The following is a 17,839-nucleotide window of genomic DNA, read 5'->3' as shown; positions in this document are numbered from 1 at the left end:
CAAGCGTGCTACCGCAGACGCGGCGCGTCAAGAGGGTGTCTCACGTGCGTCTGCGCACTTGTCTCCCTGATTGCAGCCATGGCGAACATCAGCATCAAGGCAACGGCGGAAGTCCCAACTCCAACAGGAAGGCGTTGTGCCGCGCCTTGCTCTCGCCAATTTCCTCTTCGATCTGCTTGAGTTGCGCATGCACGGCATGCAGATCGACCTCCTCTGCGGCCTGTGCGGTGCTGACATAGCGCGAGATATTGAGATTGAAATCATTCTTCTCGATCTCCGCCATCTCTACGCGACGTGCGTAGCGTGGTGCCTCCTTGCGGTCGCGGTAGGTATCGACAATGTTGTCGATATGCTCGGGCAACAAGCGGTTCTGGCGCTTGCCCTTCTCAAAATGCTCAGCCGCATTGATGAAGAGCACGTCATCAGGCTGCTTGCACTTCTTCAGCACCAAGATGCACACGGGGATGCCGGTGGAGTAGAACAGATTTGGCGGTAACCCGATCACCGTATCGATATGCCCATCCTTGAGCAGTTTCGTCCGGATGCGCGCTTCAGCACCGCCACGAAACAACACACCGTGCGGCAGGATGATGGCCATCACGCCGTCGTCCTTCAGGTAATGGAAGCCGTGAAGCAGGAACGCAAAATCCGCCGCCGATTTGGGCGCCAGACCATGGCTGCGGAAGCGCATGTCTTCGCTCAGCGCCTCGTTCGGCTCCCAGCGGTAGCTGAAGGGGGGGTTGGCCACCACCGCATCGAAGCGCGGCATGCGGGCGGGGTTGGATTCGCGCAGCCAGTCCCACTCGTTCTTCAGCGTGTCGCCGTGGTGAATCTCGAATTCCGTGTCCTTCATCCCGTGCAGCAGCATGTTCATGCGTGCAAGGTTGAAGGTGGTGACGTTCTTCTCCTGCCCTACCAGTTTGCCGATGGCGTGCGTCCCCATGCGCTTGCGCACGTTGAGCAGCAGCGACCCCGACCCGCAGGCGAAATCCAGCACCTGATCCAGGTGCGCCCGTGGACCGGCGGCCGGGTTCTGGCTGTCCAGGATGACGATGGCCGAAAGAATGCTGGAGATAGGCTGCGGGGTGTAGAACTCACCTGCCTTCTTGCCAGACCCGGCCGCGAACTGGCCGATCAAGTACTCGTAGGCATCGCCCAGGGTGTCGCTGTCGGTTGAGAACTGGGTCAGCCCCTTGGCAATCTCACTGACAATCTTGACCAACTGATCGTTGCGTGCCTTGCGCGTCTTGCCCAGCTTGTCCGAGTTGAGGTTGATCTCGGAGAACAAGCCAACGAAGGCGCTCTCGAATGAGTCCTCTTCGATGTGCTTGAACGTCTCCTGCACAGTGGTCAGCAAATCATCGCTCTGCTCGCGCGCCAGCTCGACGATGTTGGTCCATAGGTAATCCGGCGGGATCACGTAATGCACCTTGCGCCGCATCTGCGTCTCGAAAGCGGGCACGTCGCCTGGGTTGTCGGCATACCAGAACGACAGCGGCGCCAGGCGGTCGCCCGGTTCCAGCTCCGGGCATTCATCGCCCAGCTCGCGTGCCGCAGCCGCCTCGTAGTTGTCCGACAGATACTTCAGAAACAGGAAGGCGAGCATGTAGTCGCGGAAATCATCCGCGTCCATCGCCCCGCGCAGGGTGTCGGCGATGGCCCAGAGCAGCTTGCCAAGCTTGTTTTTCTCGTCGTGGGTCATACCGCTTTCTGATCCTGCGCTTCCTGGCGAAGCTGATCTGCTGAAATGCTGATCAACTGCCCATCCCTGACGATGACCAGTTCGGTGTCGGTCTGTATGGCGGTCTTGCGCGCCAGCGCCGCAGCCCGGCGTAGCGCAGCGAGCGAGGCGCGCAGCTCGGGGCTCTTCGCCTGGGCAAGGTCATGGGCATTCATGTGTTTTCTCCAAATTCCAGTAGCACCGGTTCTGGACCGGCATTGTCGTACAAAGCCCACGTATCCACCCGGGCTTTGTAATGGTGATTGAGGTGGTGCAAGCCTGCAGCAAAGCGGCGCCGGATCACCGATTCGGGAATATTGTGCCCGCCCTGCTTGACCCGCGCGGCGACCCGCGCGATGGCAGCCTCGGCATTGGGCAGGGACAGGAAATACAAGCTGACGTGGTAACCCAGCGACCGCCAGTGATCGATGTGCTTCCTATAGCCCAGGCCGGACAACGTGGTCTCGAACGCAAAGCTCTCGCCGCGTTGAACGCACTGGGCGATCTCCTCCAGCATCAGGCGGCCGGCCTTGACCGCCTCAGCCTCGGGCGCGAAAGGAGACAGCCCTGCCGCAATCAGATCTGCATTGATGAAGCGCGGGCAATGCGCCTCCTCTGGCAGGAAGACCCTGGCAAAGGTAGTTTTTCCGGCGCCGTTGGGGCCAGCAAGCATGATGATGCGTTTGTTGACCGCCATGTCAGCCACCCCCGTCTGCTAGCGCGACCCGATTGAAGGGATAGAAAGCGAGGAAGTCATCGAGCACTTTCTCGAAGTGCTCCTTGTTTTCCTGCAGCATTTCTACCGGGTCATAGAACGAGTAGTTGCCGTGGCTCATGATGTTCACCACGCGCCCGTACAAAGTGGCGTCCGGATCATTCTGCGCATCCTGCTGGATGCACACCGACCACCGGTCGTGACCGTGGAAGATCTGCGCTTTCTCCAACAGGCCACGCAGCGCGTTGAAGTGATGCGTATAGATCTGGCCTGAGTCACGGGCACGGCACAGGTCTTCCAGCAAGGCTAAATGATGGAAGAACGGGGTGTCGTCGCTATAGGTCAGCATGAACTCGCCCGTCCCGCGTGCGCGTGACAACAGCCATGGCTGGAACCTGCTGCGGTCGATCAGTCTGATCTCGTTCCATAGCACGTTGAAGAACAAGGCGTGATGCGTCGAGATCACCGTCTTGATGGCGTGGTCTTTGCGCGCCAGGAACTGGCCCAGGTGATTGGCCACGACAATGGCATTGTGTTCGTCCAGCGAGGAGATAGGGTCGTCAATGACGATATATTTCACCCACCGGTAGGCCTCGGCACCGTCCATTGCCAGTTGCACGATGGCCAGGAAAAAACACCAGATAAACATAGTCTCCTCGCCACGGGAGATCTTGATCGGCTGCTCGGCATCACCTTTCGGGTAGAAGCGCACCAGTCCTGCGTCAGCATCGATCTGGAAATCGAAATCCGCGTAGCGCTGCAGCAGCGGCCGGATACGGGTATCCATCTCCAGTTCCGCCAGACCCGCAAAGAAGCGGGAAGCGGTATTGAGCACCAGCTTGCGGTCGCTGTCGCCGGTCAGGTCGTTGTCCCAGCTGAATAAATCCTCGGTGTACGCATTGAAGTACAGGGTGTCGCGCGCTTCGCCCTGCCGACCGATGTTCTTGAATGCCATGGATAGCTGGGTCTTGCCGACGCCGTTGTGGCCGTAGAGGAGCACGAAGCGCTTTGCCTTGTCCGGGGCATCAGCCGAGCCGTCCAGCGTCGTGCGGACATGGCTGGCCAGCGCTGGCAGGTCGGTGAAATTCGGCGGCGGACTCATGGGGACTTCAACTCGATGGCTGGGAACAGCCCCTGCATCAATCCCTGCTTATGCCTCTTAAGTACGGCAATCTTTTTGGACTGAGCAGCGATCTGTGCATCGAGGGAGGATAAGCAGCCAGCAATGCGTTGCTCCTCTAGCTCTCCCGCAGAATGAATTGGATACTCCTTGATTTGCTTTGCGCTGACGTGAGGAATCCCGGAACTGGTGTTTATTCGATCCACGTAAGCATGAAAACGAGGAGCATGGATCTGATGAAAAATAAAATTAATCTTCGGCAACGATGTCGCCCTTAGTCGCGCAACACGCTGAACCAGTAGCGCGCCAGCATCATTCTTAGTGATTAAGGCCGAGTTTTTCCCAACTTTTGAGCCGTCCATACCGATAACCAGATCACCAGGATGAAGGCGGTATTTTTCCAGACTTTCGGTAGGACCTTGATAGTAGCGATCTATCTCATCGTTATGCCGAATCGCCCCTTCTGTGATGTTAACACCACGCATCAACCGCTCACCAGTATTGTCCGCGACTATCTGCCTTCCCTCGAACGGATAGCCGGACAGAAGATCAACAAGCTCACCTAAGGGCCTTACCACCCAATCAGGCGAGCCCCGAAATTCGGGGAGGCGAAGGCGCGGCAAGCGCTGGCCTTCAGCGGGAAAAAGCTGATCCATCAGGCCTTGCTTGTGGGTCTTGAGGGCGTCGAACTTACGGATTTCCGCACCAATGCAGTCATCAAGGGAGGACAGGCAGTCTGAAATTTTTCTTTGTTCGTCTGGCTTGCGTGGATAGGGCAGAAGCACGCCTGCAAGTCGTGTTGGAGATATGCCAAGAACCTTAGCCCCCTGCGATTCCCGCTTGATTTGTTCTCGAACCGCAGGCGATCTGAAAAGGCATGCACCAAATCCGACTATAAGCTCATCTCCAATCCGACGCGCTAAGATCGTATGAAGACCGGCTACGACACGCTCACCAAGCAAATCGATGATCTCGATGCTTTTGCCGACATCATCGACATCCTCAGATGCATCCGCAAGCACCATGTCTCCAGCCACGCAAAAACTATCGACATTCAACCGAACTGAAAGTTCGCCATCGTTGACAAAGGGAACTTTCTCTTTAGCCAGGATAAAACGCGGGGAAAACTTTGTATGGATATCACCGTAGTGAATGTTACGGATCCCGCTCCCGTTATAATTCAACTTGTCACGCGACAAGGTATTGGTTGATTTAAATTCATAGAGATCGCGGATCGAAGCCGATAGCCACGCTTCATCGAAATCTGGAAACCGCAATCTTGGTATAACGCCATTCAAATTCGCTTTCATTGTCCCGCCATACTTACTGCGCATACGCACTCAACCCTGCAATCTCTCGTCCCTGCGCCAACCGTTCAAGCACTGGCGTCAGGTGCTCCATCAGTTCCAGCTCGCGGCGCGTGCGGTCCTTCCAGCCCAGCCCCAGCGGCGCCATCAATACACTCAGTGCCTCACCGTCGAACACACAGCGGCGCAGGATGTCGTCCACAAAGGCCTTGAACGCATCAGGCTCCAGCCCGTGCGCCTGCGCGATGGCGTTAAGCTCGTCGGTTCGGCGGTGCGCCTTGAAGGTCTCGTATCCTTTGCGGATAGCGGCTTCCTCCAGCGGCTGGTCCATGGGCAGGCTTCGCAGGTAGTCGGCAATCAGGTCGCGCTCATCCAGGAACTTGGCATCGGCCTGGATCAGGCCAATTAGCTGCTCGCGGGTCATGCTGCGCTCGGCCGGTGGCTTGCCACTGTCGCGCGCCACCAGCGCCATGATGTAGTCGTAGTCGATCAGGTTGGAGGCAAACAGCACGAACTCGAATTCCAGATTCTGCACCTCCTGCGACGCGGTGCTGCCTTGGGCCTGCTGCTGGGCCTTGAGCCGCTGCGCGGTCTCCAGGTAGGTGCCGCGCCAGGCGCGCAGGTCGTCCGGGCTGATCACCTTGTCTACCTGCGCCTGTTGCTCGGGCGTGATGTCGGTGTACTGGTCCACCTGGGTCTTGAGCCGCTGCACTTCCTTGAATAGCTCCACGAAGCGGCTGCGTGCGGTGTCGCCGCGCAGGTTGGCCACTTCATCGGGCGCGTTCTGCAACCCTTGCGACTGCATGAACTCGTCTAGCCGCTGCATGGCGCCCGCAAGCTGATCGATGACCTCAGGCGCCGGGTCCACCAGCCAGATGCGCGCGGGCGCTTCATTGCCTTCGCCGGAGAACAGCTTGATGGCCTCGTTCACCGGGTCCTGCTGCTGACGGAAATCAAGAATGCTGCCGTAAGGCTTGGCATCGTTGAGGACGCGATTGGTGCGCGAAAACGCCTGGATCAGGCCGTGATACTTCAGATTCTTGTCCACATACAAGGTGTTGAGGTATTTGGAGTCGAAGCCGGTCAGCAGCATATCCACCACGATGGTGATGTCGATCTTCTCAGCACCCTTGCCAGGCAGATCGCTGTCGGGGATTTGCTGCAGCTTGATGCGCTGTTGCACGTCCTTGTAATACCCGTCGAATTCGCCGATACGGAAGTTGCCACCGTACTGGGCGTTGTAGTCGGCGATGATCTGTTTGAGCGCGGCGTATTTGCCTTCCGGGTCTTCGCGGTTGTCGGCTTGCTCTTGCGGCAGATCTTCCTGCAGCTGGCGCACGTCTGCGGCGTTCTTGCTGGCGTCTTCACCACCCTCGGCCGCCACTGCTTGCGCCGGCGGGGAAAACACACAGGCGATTTTCAGCGGACGATAGTCGGCCTCTTGTGCCTGGCGCTCGGCTTGCATCTTGCCGAACTGGTCGTAGTACTCGATCGCGTCGTTGATCGATGCGGTGGCAAATACGGCATTGAACCGGCGCTGGGACGTCGCCGCGTCATGTTTACTCAGGATCGTCTCGATCACTTTTTGCTTGAGGATAGCCTCGCCCGGCTTGGGCGGGTGTTTGCCCTCGGGCTTGAAGTGGTCCACATGGAACTTCAGCACATTCCGGTCATCGATGGCGTGGGTGATGGTGTACGCATGCAACTCGCGCTGGAACAGATCCACAGTCGTGCGATAGCGTCCGCTCTGGCCCTCGCGCTGAACGCTGGCGGCGTTCTTGTCGAAGATCGGCGTGCCGGTGAAACCAAACAACTGGGCGCGCGGGAAGAACTCCTTGATGGCCTGGTGGTTGTCACCGAACTGGGAGCGGTGGCACTCATCGAAGATGAAGACCAGGCGCTTGTCACGCAGTGGTTCCAACCGTTGCGCATAGTTGCGCCGATTGTTGCCATCCAGCGCCAAGCCAAGCTTCTGGATGGTGGTAACGATGACCTTGTCGGCCTTATCGTCGGACACCAGCCGGCGCACCAGCGCTTCGGTATTGGTGTTCTCCTCGACGCACCCTTCCTGGAAGCGGTTGAACTCTTCCCGTGTCTGGCGGTCCAGATCCTTGCGGTCCACCACGAACAGACACTTCTCGATGTCCGGGTTGTCCTTGAGCAGGGTGGATGCTTTGAATGAGGTGAGCGTCTTGCCGCTGCCAGTGGTGTGCCAGACATAGCCGTTGCCGCCGTTCTTCTCGATGCAATCGACAATCGCCTTGACCGCATAGATCTGATAAGGACGCATCATCATCAGCTTCTGTTCGCTCGCCACCAATACCATGTAGCGGCTGAGCATCTGCCCTAGCGTGCACTTGGGCAGGAAGGCATCGGCGAACGCGTCAAGGCGGCCAATCTTGCGGTTGGCCTCGTTGGCAAACTGGTAGATGGGCAGAAACTGTTCCTGCGCACTGAAATTGAAGTGGCGCGGGTTATTGTTGGCAAAGTAATACGTTTCCGTCCGGTTGCTGACGATGAACACTTGCATGAAGCACAGCAGCGTGCGGGTATAGCCATTGCCCGGGTCGGCTTTGTAGTCGACGATCTGCTGCATGGCCCGACGTGGGTTGATGCCCAACGTCTTCAGCTCGATCTGCACGACCGGCACGCCGTTGATCAACAGGATCACGTCGTAGCGATGATGGCTGTTGTCGCTGTTGATCCGTAGCTGGTTAACCACCTCGAAGGTGTTCTTGCACCAATCGCGGGTGTTGACCAACGTGTAATGCAGTGGCGTGCCGTCGTCGCGGATGAATGTTGAGGTCTCGCGCAAACGTTGGGACGCGCTGTAGACATCGCTGGTCACGATGTCTTCAAGAAGCCGCTGGGATTCGGTCTGCGTCAGGTAGACGCGGTTGAGCACCTCGAACTTCCTTAGGAAGTTGCGCTCAAGTGCCGAGCGATCCCGCAAATCCGGGCGCAGCGTGTACTTCAGCTCGTCGAGCTTGGCGATGAGATCCCGCTCGATATCACTTTCCTTGACGTACATGAAAACCTCTTGATCTGGCGGCCAGCCCCTCTTGGACATAGAGCATGGTCATGCGGAGCATTTTAGCTGCTGACTACAGGTGGTGCTGGTTCTGACCAAAGAACCAGAGCTACGACCCAGCCGCATCGCCAATCCCCAGCAATTGCTTGAGATAGCGCGCTGCCAGCGTGCGCTCGCGGGCCCGCCCGCTGCGCAGGGCGTCCTGCAGCGCCAGCAGCTCATGCAAGGCAGGGTCTGCCAGCGCAGCGTTGGGCGCACCGGCCGACAACGGCAACAAGCTGGGGCCTTTGGCTGTGCCCTGCGCGCTTGGCCACACCGGTGCATCCCCTGGGGAGCTGGCAATGGCAATGGACAGTGGGGGCATACCAAAGGCCGTAGGAATGCCACGCCTTAACGGCCCGATGACCGCAGGAAAGGCGTAACGCACGCCGTGAACCGCAAACTCGTGCAGCGCCGTGCGCACTGTCTCCCACTCGCCGCGGCTTTTTTCCAACGCCAAGCCGGATGCCACCGCGCGCTTGACGCTGCGATGCACCTGGGAGGCGCTCATGCCCAGCGCCTCTCCAAGCGATGCATACGTCCAGGCCTGGCTCGCCTGGGCGACCTGTTTGTAGAGCACCACCAGATCCTGAGGCTTTAGTTCCACAGCCGAGCCCGCCTTATTCCATATTCCGGAATATGGAATATCCAGCGAGAGAGCTGTTTTTGCAAGCAGTCTTCGCTAAGCACTCTGACTAAGCGAGGGTCTACTGCTCAACGGCGAAAGCCAGACACGCTCACCCAATTCCTCGCAGCGCTGCCCGAAGCGCCTCCCCCGCCAACCGCGCGCTCGCCAGCAGACGCTCTAGGCTCTGCCCATGCCGGGCGCTGGCCGACAGCCCGGCCATGGTGGTGCTGACGAAATCGGCCAGCCGGTCTGCGTCGTGCGGGCACTGCTTGGCGATGTGGGAGCGGATCAACGCCTGGGCGGCGACATGAAAACCGCAGGCCGCCTCGCGCGCCTGCGCGTCGTTGCTGCGCGTGCCTTCCAGCACCAGGCAACCGGTGGCGACGGGGTCTGCGGCGTAGCAGCGCGCAGCCTGCTCCAGTACGTCTGCCAGCGCGTCGGCCAGCGGGCGCTCGGTGTCCAGAATCTGTGGCAGCGGGATGGCCCCGGTCTGCGCGTAGCGGTCGAGGATGCGCGCATACAGGCCGGCCTTGCTGCCGAAGGCGGCGTAGAAACTGGGCGGGTTGATGCCCAGCGCCTGGGTGAGGTCGGCCACGCTTAGTGCGTCGTAGCCGCGCGCATGAAACAACTGCTGCGCAGTGGCGACCGCTTGATCCGGGTCGAACGCCCGCGGCCGCCCGCGGGCTCGGGAGTTTTCTGTAGTCATTATTACAAAATTCTTGACGGCAGACGAAATCTATTATGTATTACTCGTTACATTAATTGCGAGGTGAGTGCATGTCAGCGTTCAAAGACAAGTCGGTACTGGTGCTCGGTGGCAGCCGGGGAATTGGGGCCGCCATCGTGCGGCGCTTCGTGGCCGAGGGCGCACGGGTGACGTTTACCTACGCCGGCTCTGCCGAGGCGGCGCAGCGCCTGGCCAGCGACACCGGCAGCACCGCGGTACTGGCCGACAGCGCCGACCGCGATGCGGTCATCGATACGGTGCGCCGCAGCGGGCCGCTGGATGTGCTGGTGGTCAACTCCGGCATCGCCTTGTTCGGCGATGCCCTGGACCAGGATCCGGACGCGGTGGACCGGCTGTTCCGCATCAACGTGCACGCGCCCTACTACGCCGCCGTAGAGGCCGCGCGGCAGATGCCGCCCGGCGGGCGGATCATCGTGATCGGCTCGGTCAACGGCGACCGCATGCCGCTGCCCGGCATGGCGTCCTACGCGCTGAGCAAATCCGCGCTGCAAGGGCTGGCGCGCGGGCTGGCCCGCGACTTCGGGCCGCGCGGCATCACCATCAACGTGGTGCAACCAGGCCCGATCGATACCGACGCCAACCCGGAAAACGGGCCGATGAAAGACCTGATGCACAGCTTCATGGCGATCAAGCGCCACGGCCGCGCTGAGGAAGTGGCCGGCATGGTGGCCTGGCTGGCTGGCCCGGAGGCGGGCTTTGTCACCGGGGCGATGCATACGATCGACGGTGCGTTTGGGGCGTGACGCGGCAACGCTGCGTTGATGGCACTGCAGCTAGACACGTGCGACCGATGGCGGCAAACGCCCTCCGTCAACACACATGGCGAGCTGACGTTGCACCGCCAGCATCTTGACTCACCGGCATCTCCTGCCGGCAGCGCGTGATCGCATTCCCATGCCATGCGGCGCATGGCACGGGTCATCGCAGGCTTGGTCCTTGCTGTCGCGCTGAACCCAGGTTGCCTATAGTTGTGGCGAACCCTGCAATGGATTGACCAATGCACATGATGTCATCCGGCCGGTGCCTGGCCCTTGCACTCGCCGTTGCTGTGACCGGCAGTGCCTGTGCACGGACGCCATCACCCGAACAGAAAAGGACCTTCCCCATGCCAGCCAACGTCACCACAGGCCGCACCATCAACGGGCACACCTATTCGGACGCTCCGGTTGACGTAAAGCTGGGGCCGAACACCTTCCGCATCCCCGCCAACTACCTGGACAGCCAGATCGCGCCGTGGTCCATCGAGGTGGTGACGCTGGTTATCGAGTGGCCAGATATGACCCCCACCCCGCCCGGTGCGCGGGCGAACCCGCGCACGAATGATTTCCGCAAGGAGATCCATGCCTCCATGAATTATGTTGACCGTGTCCCCATCGAGGGATTGCTGGCACGTTATTCGTCTAACGAAGCGCTTACCGAGCCTGACTCGGTCGAACGGGGTGATCCCGTCGACAGACTCGATCTGCGTATTGCACAGCCTGAAACACTCGGATTGACGCCGTATGCTATCGATGAAGAAAAGATGGCGGTGTACGTTAAAGCGTACGAGGCCCGCTACAGCAAACCTCCGACGCGCAACCCCGCGTTTGAGGACGATTGGTACGTCGCGCGCGACTCCAGCGGCAATCTCACCACTTTCATCAAGTGCGATAGCGCCAAGTTTCGTAAGGACGGCATCCTGCTTGAGGGCGACCAAGTCATTGACGAAGAAGAACCAGTTATCGCCGGATGTACGCACTACCTTGTAGATGTCGAGAACAAACTATCCATCACGCTCAACTACCATCGCGCGTTTCTAAGGGACTGGAAACGTATGGAAAAAGCGATTCGGGACGTTTTGGAACGCACCAAAGTTGGGTAATCCACACTTTGGTCAACACGCATGGCGAGCTGCTGTTACATCGCCAAAAATCATGATCCACGCGTATGCTCCTATTGGCCGCAAGTGATCGCTCTCCCATTCTTCCGGGGTATTGCACACGCAATCGCTGGCTCGACCTTGGCTGTCGCGTTAATGCTGATTTGTCTATAGTTTGCGGCGAACCCCGCAATGGATTGACCAATGCACATGATGTCATCCGGCCGGTGCCTGGCCCTTGCACTCGCCGTCGCTGTGACCGGCAGTGCCTGTGCACGGACGCCATCACCCGAACAGAAAAGGACTTCCCCCATGCCAGACAACGTCACCACAGGCCGCACCATCAACGGGCACACCTATTCGGACGCTCCGGTTGACGTAAAGCTGGGGCCGAACACCTTCCGCATCCCCGCCAACTACCTGGACAGCCAGATCGCGCCATGGCCGGGCGAAGGCGTCACGCTTGTCATCGAGTGGCCAGGCATGACCCCCACCCCGCCCGGGGCACGGGCCAACCCGCGTACGAATGATTTCCGGAAAGAAATTTCCGTGTCGATCGACTACATCGACCGCGCACCCATCGAAACATCGCTGGAGAGGCTGTCGTCCAACGAGGCCATCACTGAAGACGGTTCGGTGGAACGCCGAGATCCAAGAGATCGCCTGGACTTACGCATTGCCCAAACCGAGACCATGGGGCTAATGCTATACACCATTGACGAAGCAAAGATGGCAGGGTTTTCGAAAGAATACGAAGCACGCTATGGCAAACCACCAACACGTAACCCCGGCTACGAAGACGACTGGTATGTCGCGCGCGGACCAAAGGGCAACCTGACGACATTTATCAAATGCGACAGCAAAAAGTTTCGAGGAGATGGCGTGCGCCTGGAGGGTGATCAGGTCATCGACGAGGATGGCGCAGTTTCCGCCGGTTGCTTTCATTATTTCTCGGATATCGAGAATAAGCTGTCAATCAGGTTGACCTACAAAAGGGCGTTCCTGAAGGATTGGAAGCGCATGGAAGACGCAGTACGGGATGTACTGGCGCGAACCAAAGTGCAGTAATCCGCCCATTACAGGAGTGAATCATGAGTGGATTGACTAAGAAGGATTTGGCTGTCCTGACCAGCTATGCCAGAGATGGCAACCGCGAACTCTACTGGAACTATCTTTCCCAGTTGCCAGGTGCCGATGGCTACGGAACGTTGGCACTGGGTGTCGTTCGCAATGACAGCTTGCCCGGCCAAGTGGCAAACAGTTATGCGCAGGATTACGCCAGGCAGCAACACGACAACGGATCGCGCTTTGCCAATGCCGAACTGAGTGAGCGCCAATGGGAGGTATTCGGGCAGACGCTGGTCAAACAGGATTTGGCGCAGCGGATGCATTGGATGGAACAGCGCCGCCCGGACCTGGCCTTGAACCTTCCTGGCAAGGATGTGATGACTGCACATGATCGAGCATTCGAATTTCACCAACTCGACCCCAACTGCTGGACACCTCGCGTCCTTTTAGAAGCAGCCGAGCAAAAAAGCGGCTCCCAGAAGCTGGAACAGATCTGGGTCAACATGCTCGACAACGAAGCTGCCGGTGCCACTCGTATCGGGAACACGGGCTACGAGACCTTTGCGCAGATGGGACTGGCGGCCGGCAGCCAGTACCTGGCCAAGCTCGGCACCACCGAGGCGATCCAGATGCTGGAGGGCCGCTCCGCCGTCGACCCCAACGTCATCGGCAGCAACAGCTTTTACGCGATGTACTTCGAGAAAGAACAGAAGTGGGTGAACGTCAGCGCTGGCGGCGGGCATCTGTCCATGCGCGAAGAAACCAATGCCGGCCGTATCGCCGAACTCGATGATGCCCGCGCCGTGCGCCTGGAGCGGCAGCAGAAAGCCACGCAGTTCCACGAAGACGACCCGTATCGCTCCATCACCCGCAGCCCGTTCACGGCGTCGGCCGACGGCCTGCCGGATCGGACGCAGGCGCCCACCAAACTGACCGATATCGGCCCTGACCACCGGGACTACGCACTGCTGCAGCAGGTGCGTGCGGGTGTAAGCGCCATCGATGCGCACGCCGGGCGCACGCCGGACGAGAGCAGCGAGCGCCTCATCGCCAGCGTGATGACCCTCGCCCGCCAGAACAACCTGGACCGGGCCGACCATGTGGTGCTGAGCCAACAGACCGCCGACAGCCCGGCCGGCCGCCACGTGTTTGTGGTGCAGGGCGAGTTGAACAACCCGGCGCACCTGCGCGCCCATATGCCGACCGATGTGGCTGTGCAGACGCCGGTGGCGCAGTCGCTGCAGCAGCTGGAGGTGGCCAGTACCGACCGCCAGCAGGCGTTGGCGCAGAGCCAGCAGCAGGAGGCGGACCGGCAGCGCGAGAATGCGTCGATGCGCATGGGATAAGGCCGGCAGCGCGGCAAAGAAAAGCCCGGCAAGGCCGGGCTGTTTCCTGTGCTGCGATGGCCGCAACGCTCAGCGCTTGCGTGCCTTCAACCACGCCTTGATCTGCGGCAGCGAGGCCGCCCGCAGCTTCACCCGCGTCTGGATCGTGTTGATGGCGTTGTCTGCGGCCTGCCGCGAGGTGGGCGCGATGTACTGCTCGGCATAGGCCTTGATCCGGTCGGCGGTGGCAAGCTCGGCCGAGTCGATGCCCAGGCCGGGGTAGTAGCGGGCACGCGAGGTGGAGTCCACCAGTGTGTCCACCTGCGTGCGATGCGCCACGGCGAAATCGAAGGCAAGCTCCGGATGCTGGGAGGCGACCCGGTCGATCATGCTTGCGCCGGTGGTGGCGCCCGGCTCTGGTGTCAACGCCAGTGCCAGCGCGCGCTTGGCCAGCGCCTCGTCGATGGGCATGGAGAGGAAATCGTAATAGGCGTCGCGCACCATTGACGAGGTTTCCTGCTTGGCCAAGGCATGCAAGGCGTCCCAGGTGGCGGTGTCGGCATTGCGCGCAACCGCACCCAGCACGCTGTCACGCAGCGCCGGCGACAGCGATGCGGGAGTGGCCTGGAAAGCGGCAAAGCGCCGGCGCGCCTCGGCGATCACGGCGGCATCGCCCATGTCGCTGAGGCTGGCGATCAGGCGGGTACGCAACTGCTGGATCTGCGCCGAGTCGCCATCGCGGTTGTCCCAACCCAGCGTTGCGAATTCGGCCGACAGGCGCGGCACTGCATAGGCACGCCACGCGGCGCGCCCTGCCGGGTCATGCTCGAAGCTGCCATCCACACCATCGTAGATGCCGGCCACCATGTCCCAGACGTCGGGCGATGCGCCGACTACCACCTGTGCGGTGAGATCCAAGACATCGGCCTCTGTCTGCATGCCCGCGTCGGCCAGTGCGTCGGTGTCGTTCAAAACGCCCAATTGATCCACCACCGGCAGCGCGCCAAACCTGCTGGTCAGCGCCTTGAACTGTGCGGGCGCATACAAGGTGCGGAAGTAGCCTTTTTGCCCGGCGTTGACCACCACCGGTGCGTCGCAGCTCGGCACCTGCACCTGGGCGGTGCCGTCTACCAGCACACGTACCGGCGTGGCGTCGCCGCTGCGCACGACCACCGGCACATGCCAGCGCAACGGCTGCTTGTCGGGGCGGTCCAGCGTCAACTCGCCCTGCTCCAGCGTCACCGTGGTCTGGCCACCCACGCAGCGGGTGCTGGCCTTGATCAACGGCACGCCCGGCTGCAGGGTGAAATCGTGTGCCACCTGGGTGAATTGCTTGCCCGGGGCCACGGCGTCGATCTGCTGCCACAACTGGTCGGTCACCGCATTGCCGTACTGATGCTGCTTGATGTAACTGCGCACGCCGTCGCGCCAGTGATCCGAGCCGACATAGTCTTCCAGCATGGCAATCACTGCCTCCCCCTTGGCGTAGGTGATGGCGTCGAAGGCCTGGCTGGCCTGCTCCACGGTGGCCACGTGCTGCACCACCGGGTGGGTGGTCACATACGCATCGCGCCACATGGCCAGGCGGCTCTTCTTGGCCGGACCGGTCTTGTCGATGTCCCATTCCGGATGCAGTTTTGCCGTGGTGCGCGCTTCCATCCAGTTGGCGAAGCCTTCGTTGAGCCACAGGTCATCCCACCACGCCATGGTCACCAGATTGCCGAACCACTGGTGCGCGATCTCGTGCGCGGCGACGGTGAACACGCCTTGCTTGGTATCGATGTTGGCCACCGCCGGATCCAGCAACAACGAGTATTCGAACGTGAAGATCGCGCCCCAGTTTTCCATGGCGCTGAAGAACTGGCTGCGCCCGGGCGCGGCGATGTTGTCCAGCTTGGGCAGCGGGTATGGGATGCCGAAGTAGGCGTTGTACTCGTGCAACACATCGCGGCCGGATTCCAGCGCGAATTGCGCTTGACCCACCTTGCCCTTCTGCGCGATGACACCGATCTCGGTGCCATTGTCGGCGGTGACGGTGGCGCGCTCGAAATCGCCCACGCTGACGAACAGCAGGTACGTGGACATCTTGGGCGAGGTCTGGAACGCGATGCGGGTGCGCCCGTTTGCGCTCGGCCGCGACGAGGCCACCGGCATGTTGCTCACCGCCATCTGCCCGGCCGGCGCATTGATCGCCAGGTCGAAAGTGGCCTTGAAGTTGGGCTCGTCCCAGGAAGGAATGAAGCGGCGCGCATCGGAGTTTTCGAACTGGGTGAACAACGCGCGGCGCGCACCTTGCGCGGTGGTGTAATCCAGCGCGAACAAGCCATTGGCCTGCGTGTTGATCACGCCGCTGTAATCGATGGACAGCACGTACTCGCCCGCTGCCAGCGACTTGCCGAACGCGAACGTGGCGGTCTGCGCCTCGGCATCGGTGCTGATCTTGGCCGATTGCGGCTTGCCGCCTTTTTGCGTGAGCGTGCCGCGCGCGAAGCTCAAGCTGGCCGCTTGCAACACGATCTGGTCGGTGGGCTGCAGCACACTGATATCGATGGCGACCTTGCCGTCGAAGCGCATCTTGTCAGCATGCGGAGTGATCTCCACTGCGTAGTGCGTGGGCTTGGCTGTGCGCGGCAACTGGGTGGTGATGGACGAAGCCTCGGCGCTCGGCGGCACCGGCGCAGCTGCGAAGGCGGAGACAGCCGGGCTTGTACCGACCAGGGCCAGTGCGATGGCGGTCACCAGGGGAAGACGCATGGGAGATTCTCGATGGGGACGAAGTGGGCACGCAACGGCGCCAGACCGCGGATGATCCGCCGGAACCGGGCACGCAGGCACCGCCAAAAGTCATGCCAAATCTCAGTAATCCTCAAACGCCAACGGCCCGGACAAGCCGGGCCGTTGGACGATGCCGCGATAGGCCTCAGCCGATCAGGCGAACGGGTCCTGCAGCACCATCGTGTGGTCACGGTCCGGGCCGGTGGAGACGATGCTGATCGGGCAGCCGGCCAGTTCTTCCAGCGCGCGCAGGTAGGCACGTGCGGCCACTGGCAGCTTGTCCCACTCGGTGATGCCGTGGGTGTTCTCGGTCCAGCCCGGGAACTCCAGGTACACCGGGGTGCACTCTTCCCAGCCCTGCGCGTCCAGCGGGGCGTATTCGGTGCGCTTGCCGCGGTATTCGTACGCGATGCAGACCTTGAGCTTTTCCATGCCATCGAGCACGTCGAGCTTGGTGATGCACAGGCCGGAGATGCCGTTGATAGCCACCGCACGCTTGAGCGCGACGATGTCCATCCAGCCGCAGCGACGCGGGCGGCCGGTGGAGGCGCCGTACTCGGCGCCGCGGTCGCGGATGCCCTGCCCCACTGCGTCGTCCAGCTCGGTCGGGAACGGGCCGCCGCCCACACGCGTGGCGTAGGCCTTGGCGATGCCCAGCACGTAGTCGATGGCGTCAGCGCCCACGCCGGTCCCGGCCAGTGCGCCGCCGACGGTGGTGTTGGAGCTGGTGACGTACGGATAGGTGCCGTGGTCGATGTCCAGCAGCGCGCCCTGCGCGCCTTCGAACAGCACGCGTTTGCCCTGCTTGCGCAGGTCGTGCAGGATGCCGGCCACGTCCGACTTCATCGGCTGCACGTAGTCGCCGAAGGCCAGTGCCTCGTCGAAGGTCTTCTGAAAGTCCACCGCTTCCACACCCAGGTACTTGGTCAGCACGAAGTTGTGGTAATCCAGCGCGGTGCGCAGCAGCTCTTCCAGCTGCGGCGGGTAGTGCAGGTCGGCGATGCGGATACCGCGGCGGGCCACCTTGTCTTCGTATGCCGGGCCGATGCCGCGGCCGGTGGTGCCGATGGCCTTGCCGCCGGCGGCCTTCTCGCGCGCCTGGTCCAGGGCGATGTGGTACGGCATGATCAGCGGCGCAGCCGGAGAGATCTTCAGGCGCGAGCGCACTTCCACGCCGGCGCCTTCAAGCTCGCTGATCTCCTTGATCAGCGCGGCCGGGGAGATCACCACGCCATTGCCGATCAGGCACAGCGCGTCGTCGCGCAGGATGCCGGACGGAATCAGGTGCAAGACGGTCTTCTTGCCATTGATGACGAGCGTGTGGCCGGCGTTGTGGCCACCCTGGAAGCGGACCACCGCACCGATCTCTTCGGTGAGCAGATCGACGATCTTGCCTTTGCCTTCATCGCCCCACTGGGCACCGAGCACGACAACTGACTGACCCATGACGGGTGAACTCCTGAGTTTTGCTGCGGCCATCGGGGCCGCGGGATGGGACCGGTTCA

14 protein-coding genes are annotated in these 17,839 nt (G+C 61.1%); 4 read left to right on the top strand and 10 right to left on the bottom strand.

What is annotated here, in order from left to right:
- Positions 1-94 precede the first annotated feature (94 nt).
- The 8 genes from H7A86_RS05890 to H7A86_RS05855 all read right to left on the bottom strand — a co-directional run bounded on the left by H7A86_RS05890 (position 95) and on the right by H7A86_RS05855 (position 9,266).
- Positions 95-1,702 (bottom strand): type I restriction-modification system subunit M, encoded by a 1,608-nt coding sequence (locus H7A86_RS05890; RefSeq protein WP_119130922.1) that lies wholly within the window; start codon positions 1,700-1,702, stop codon positions 95-97.
- A complete protein-coding gene (locus H7A86_RS05885; protein ID WP_119130921.1) occupies positions 1,699-1,896 on the bottom strand; it encodes a hypothetical protein in 198 nt (65 codons plus the stop codon). The genes H7A86_RS05890 and H7A86_RS05885 overlap by 4 nt, the downstream gene beginning before the upstream one ends.
- Positions 1,893-2,417: an ATPase gene (locus H7A86_RS05880; protein WP_119130920.1), complete on the bottom strand. Its 525-nt coding sequence runs from the start codon at positions 2,415-2,417 to the stop codon at positions 1,893-1,895. Before H7A86_RS05880 ends, H7A86_RS05885 begins: the two co-directional genes overlap by 4 nt.
- A 1-nt stretch (position 2,418) precedes the next feature.
- The gene (locus tag H7A86_RS05875; protein WP_119130919.1) at positions 2,419-3,537 is read right to left on the bottom strand and encodes an AAA family ATPase; all 1,119 of its coding nucleotides are present in this window, start codon (positions 3,535-3,537) and stop codon (positions 2,419-2,421) included.
- Positions 3,534-4,865, bottom strand: coding sequence for a restriction endonuclease subunit S (locus tag H7A86_RS05870; RefSeq protein WP_182487929.1), 1,332 nt, complete (start codon positions 4,863-4,865; stop codon positions 3,534-3,536). The genes H7A86_RS05875 and H7A86_RS05870 overlap by 4 nt, the downstream gene beginning before the upstream one ends.
- A gap of 13 nt (positions 4,866-4,878) precedes the next feature.
- Positions 4,879-7,893: a type I restriction endonuclease subunit R gene (locus H7A86_RS05865; RefSeq protein ID WP_119130917.1), complete on the bottom strand. Its 3,015-nt coding sequence runs from the start codon at positions 7,891-7,893 to the stop codon at positions 4,879-4,881.
- Positions 7,894-8,002: 109 nt separating this feature from the next.
- A complete protein-coding gene (locus H7A86_RS05860) occupies positions 8,003-8,539 on the bottom strand; it encodes a MarR family transcriptional regulator (RefSeq protein ID WP_119130916.1) in 537 nt (178 codons plus the stop codon).
- 130 nt (positions 8,540-8,669) lie between these two features.
- Positions 8,670-9,266: a TetR/AcrR family transcriptional regulator gene (locus H7A86_RS05855; protein WP_119130915.1), complete on the bottom strand. Its 597-nt coding sequence runs from the start codon at positions 9,264-9,266 to the stop codon at positions 8,670-8,672.
- A 71-nt stretch (positions 9,267-9,337) separates the two neighbouring features.
- On the opposite strand from H7A86_RS05855, the gene bdcA reads away from it, so the two are divergent.
- The 4 genes from bdcA to H7A86_RS05835 all read left to right on the top strand — a co-directional run bounded on the left by bdcA (position 9,338) and on the right by H7A86_RS05835 (position 13,580).
- Positions 9,338-10,051, top strand: a complete 714-nt coding sequence (gene bdcA, locus H7A86_RS05850) for an SDR family oxidoreductase (protein ID WP_119130914.1) — start codon at positions 9,338-9,340, stop codon at positions 10,049-10,051.
- Positions 10,052-10,305: 254 nt separating this feature from the next.
- On the top strand, positions 10,306-11,169 hold the full coding sequence (locus H7A86_RS05845) for a Smlt3025 familytype IV secretion system inhibitor (protein ID WP_119130913.1): 864 nt from the start codon (positions 10,306-10,308) through the stop codon (positions 11,167-11,169).
- Positions 11,170-11,370: 201 nt separating this feature from the next.
- Positions 11,371-12,234 (top strand): Smlt3025 familytype IV secretion system inhibitor, encoded by an 864-nt coding sequence (locus H7A86_RS05840; RefSeq protein WP_119130912.1) that lies wholly within the window; start codon positions 11,371-11,373, stop codon positions 12,232-12,234.
- A 23-nt stretch (positions 12,235-12,257) separates the two neighbouring features.
- Entirely contained in the window at positions 12,258-13,580 is a 1,323-nt protein-coding gene (locus tag H7A86_RS05835) for a Smlt3024 family type IV secretion system effector (RefSeq protein WP_180708045.1), read from the top strand.
- 69 nt (positions 13,581-13,649) lie between these two features.
- On the opposite strand, the gene H7A86_RS05830 is transcribed toward H7A86_RS05835, so the two are convergent.
- Together H7A86_RS05830 and H7A86_RS05825 are read right to left on the bottom strand one after the other, a co-directional pair.
- The gene (locus H7A86_RS05830; RefSeq protein ID WP_119130911.1) at positions 13,650-16,313 is read right to left on the bottom strand and encodes a M1 family metallopeptidase; all 2,664 of its coding nucleotides are present in this window, start codon (positions 16,311-16,313) and stop codon (positions 13,650-13,652) included.
- Positions 16,314-16,487: 174 nt separating this feature from the next.
- Positions 16,488-17,780, bottom strand: coding sequence for an adenylosuccinate synthase (locus H7A86_RS05825; RefSeq protein WP_046341959.1), 1,293 nt, complete (start codon positions 17,778-17,780; stop codon positions 16,488-16,490).
- Between the last annotated feature and the right edge of the window lie 59 nt (positions 17,781-17,839).

Origin of the sequence: Xanthomonas euroxanthea (assembly GCF_903989455.1) — a bacterium.
GTDB lineage: Bacteria > Pseudomonadota > Gammaproteobacteria > Xanthomonadales > Xanthomonadaceae > Xanthomonas > Xanthomonas euroxanthea.
This window is presented reverse-complemented; position numbering and strand designations above follow the sequence as displayed.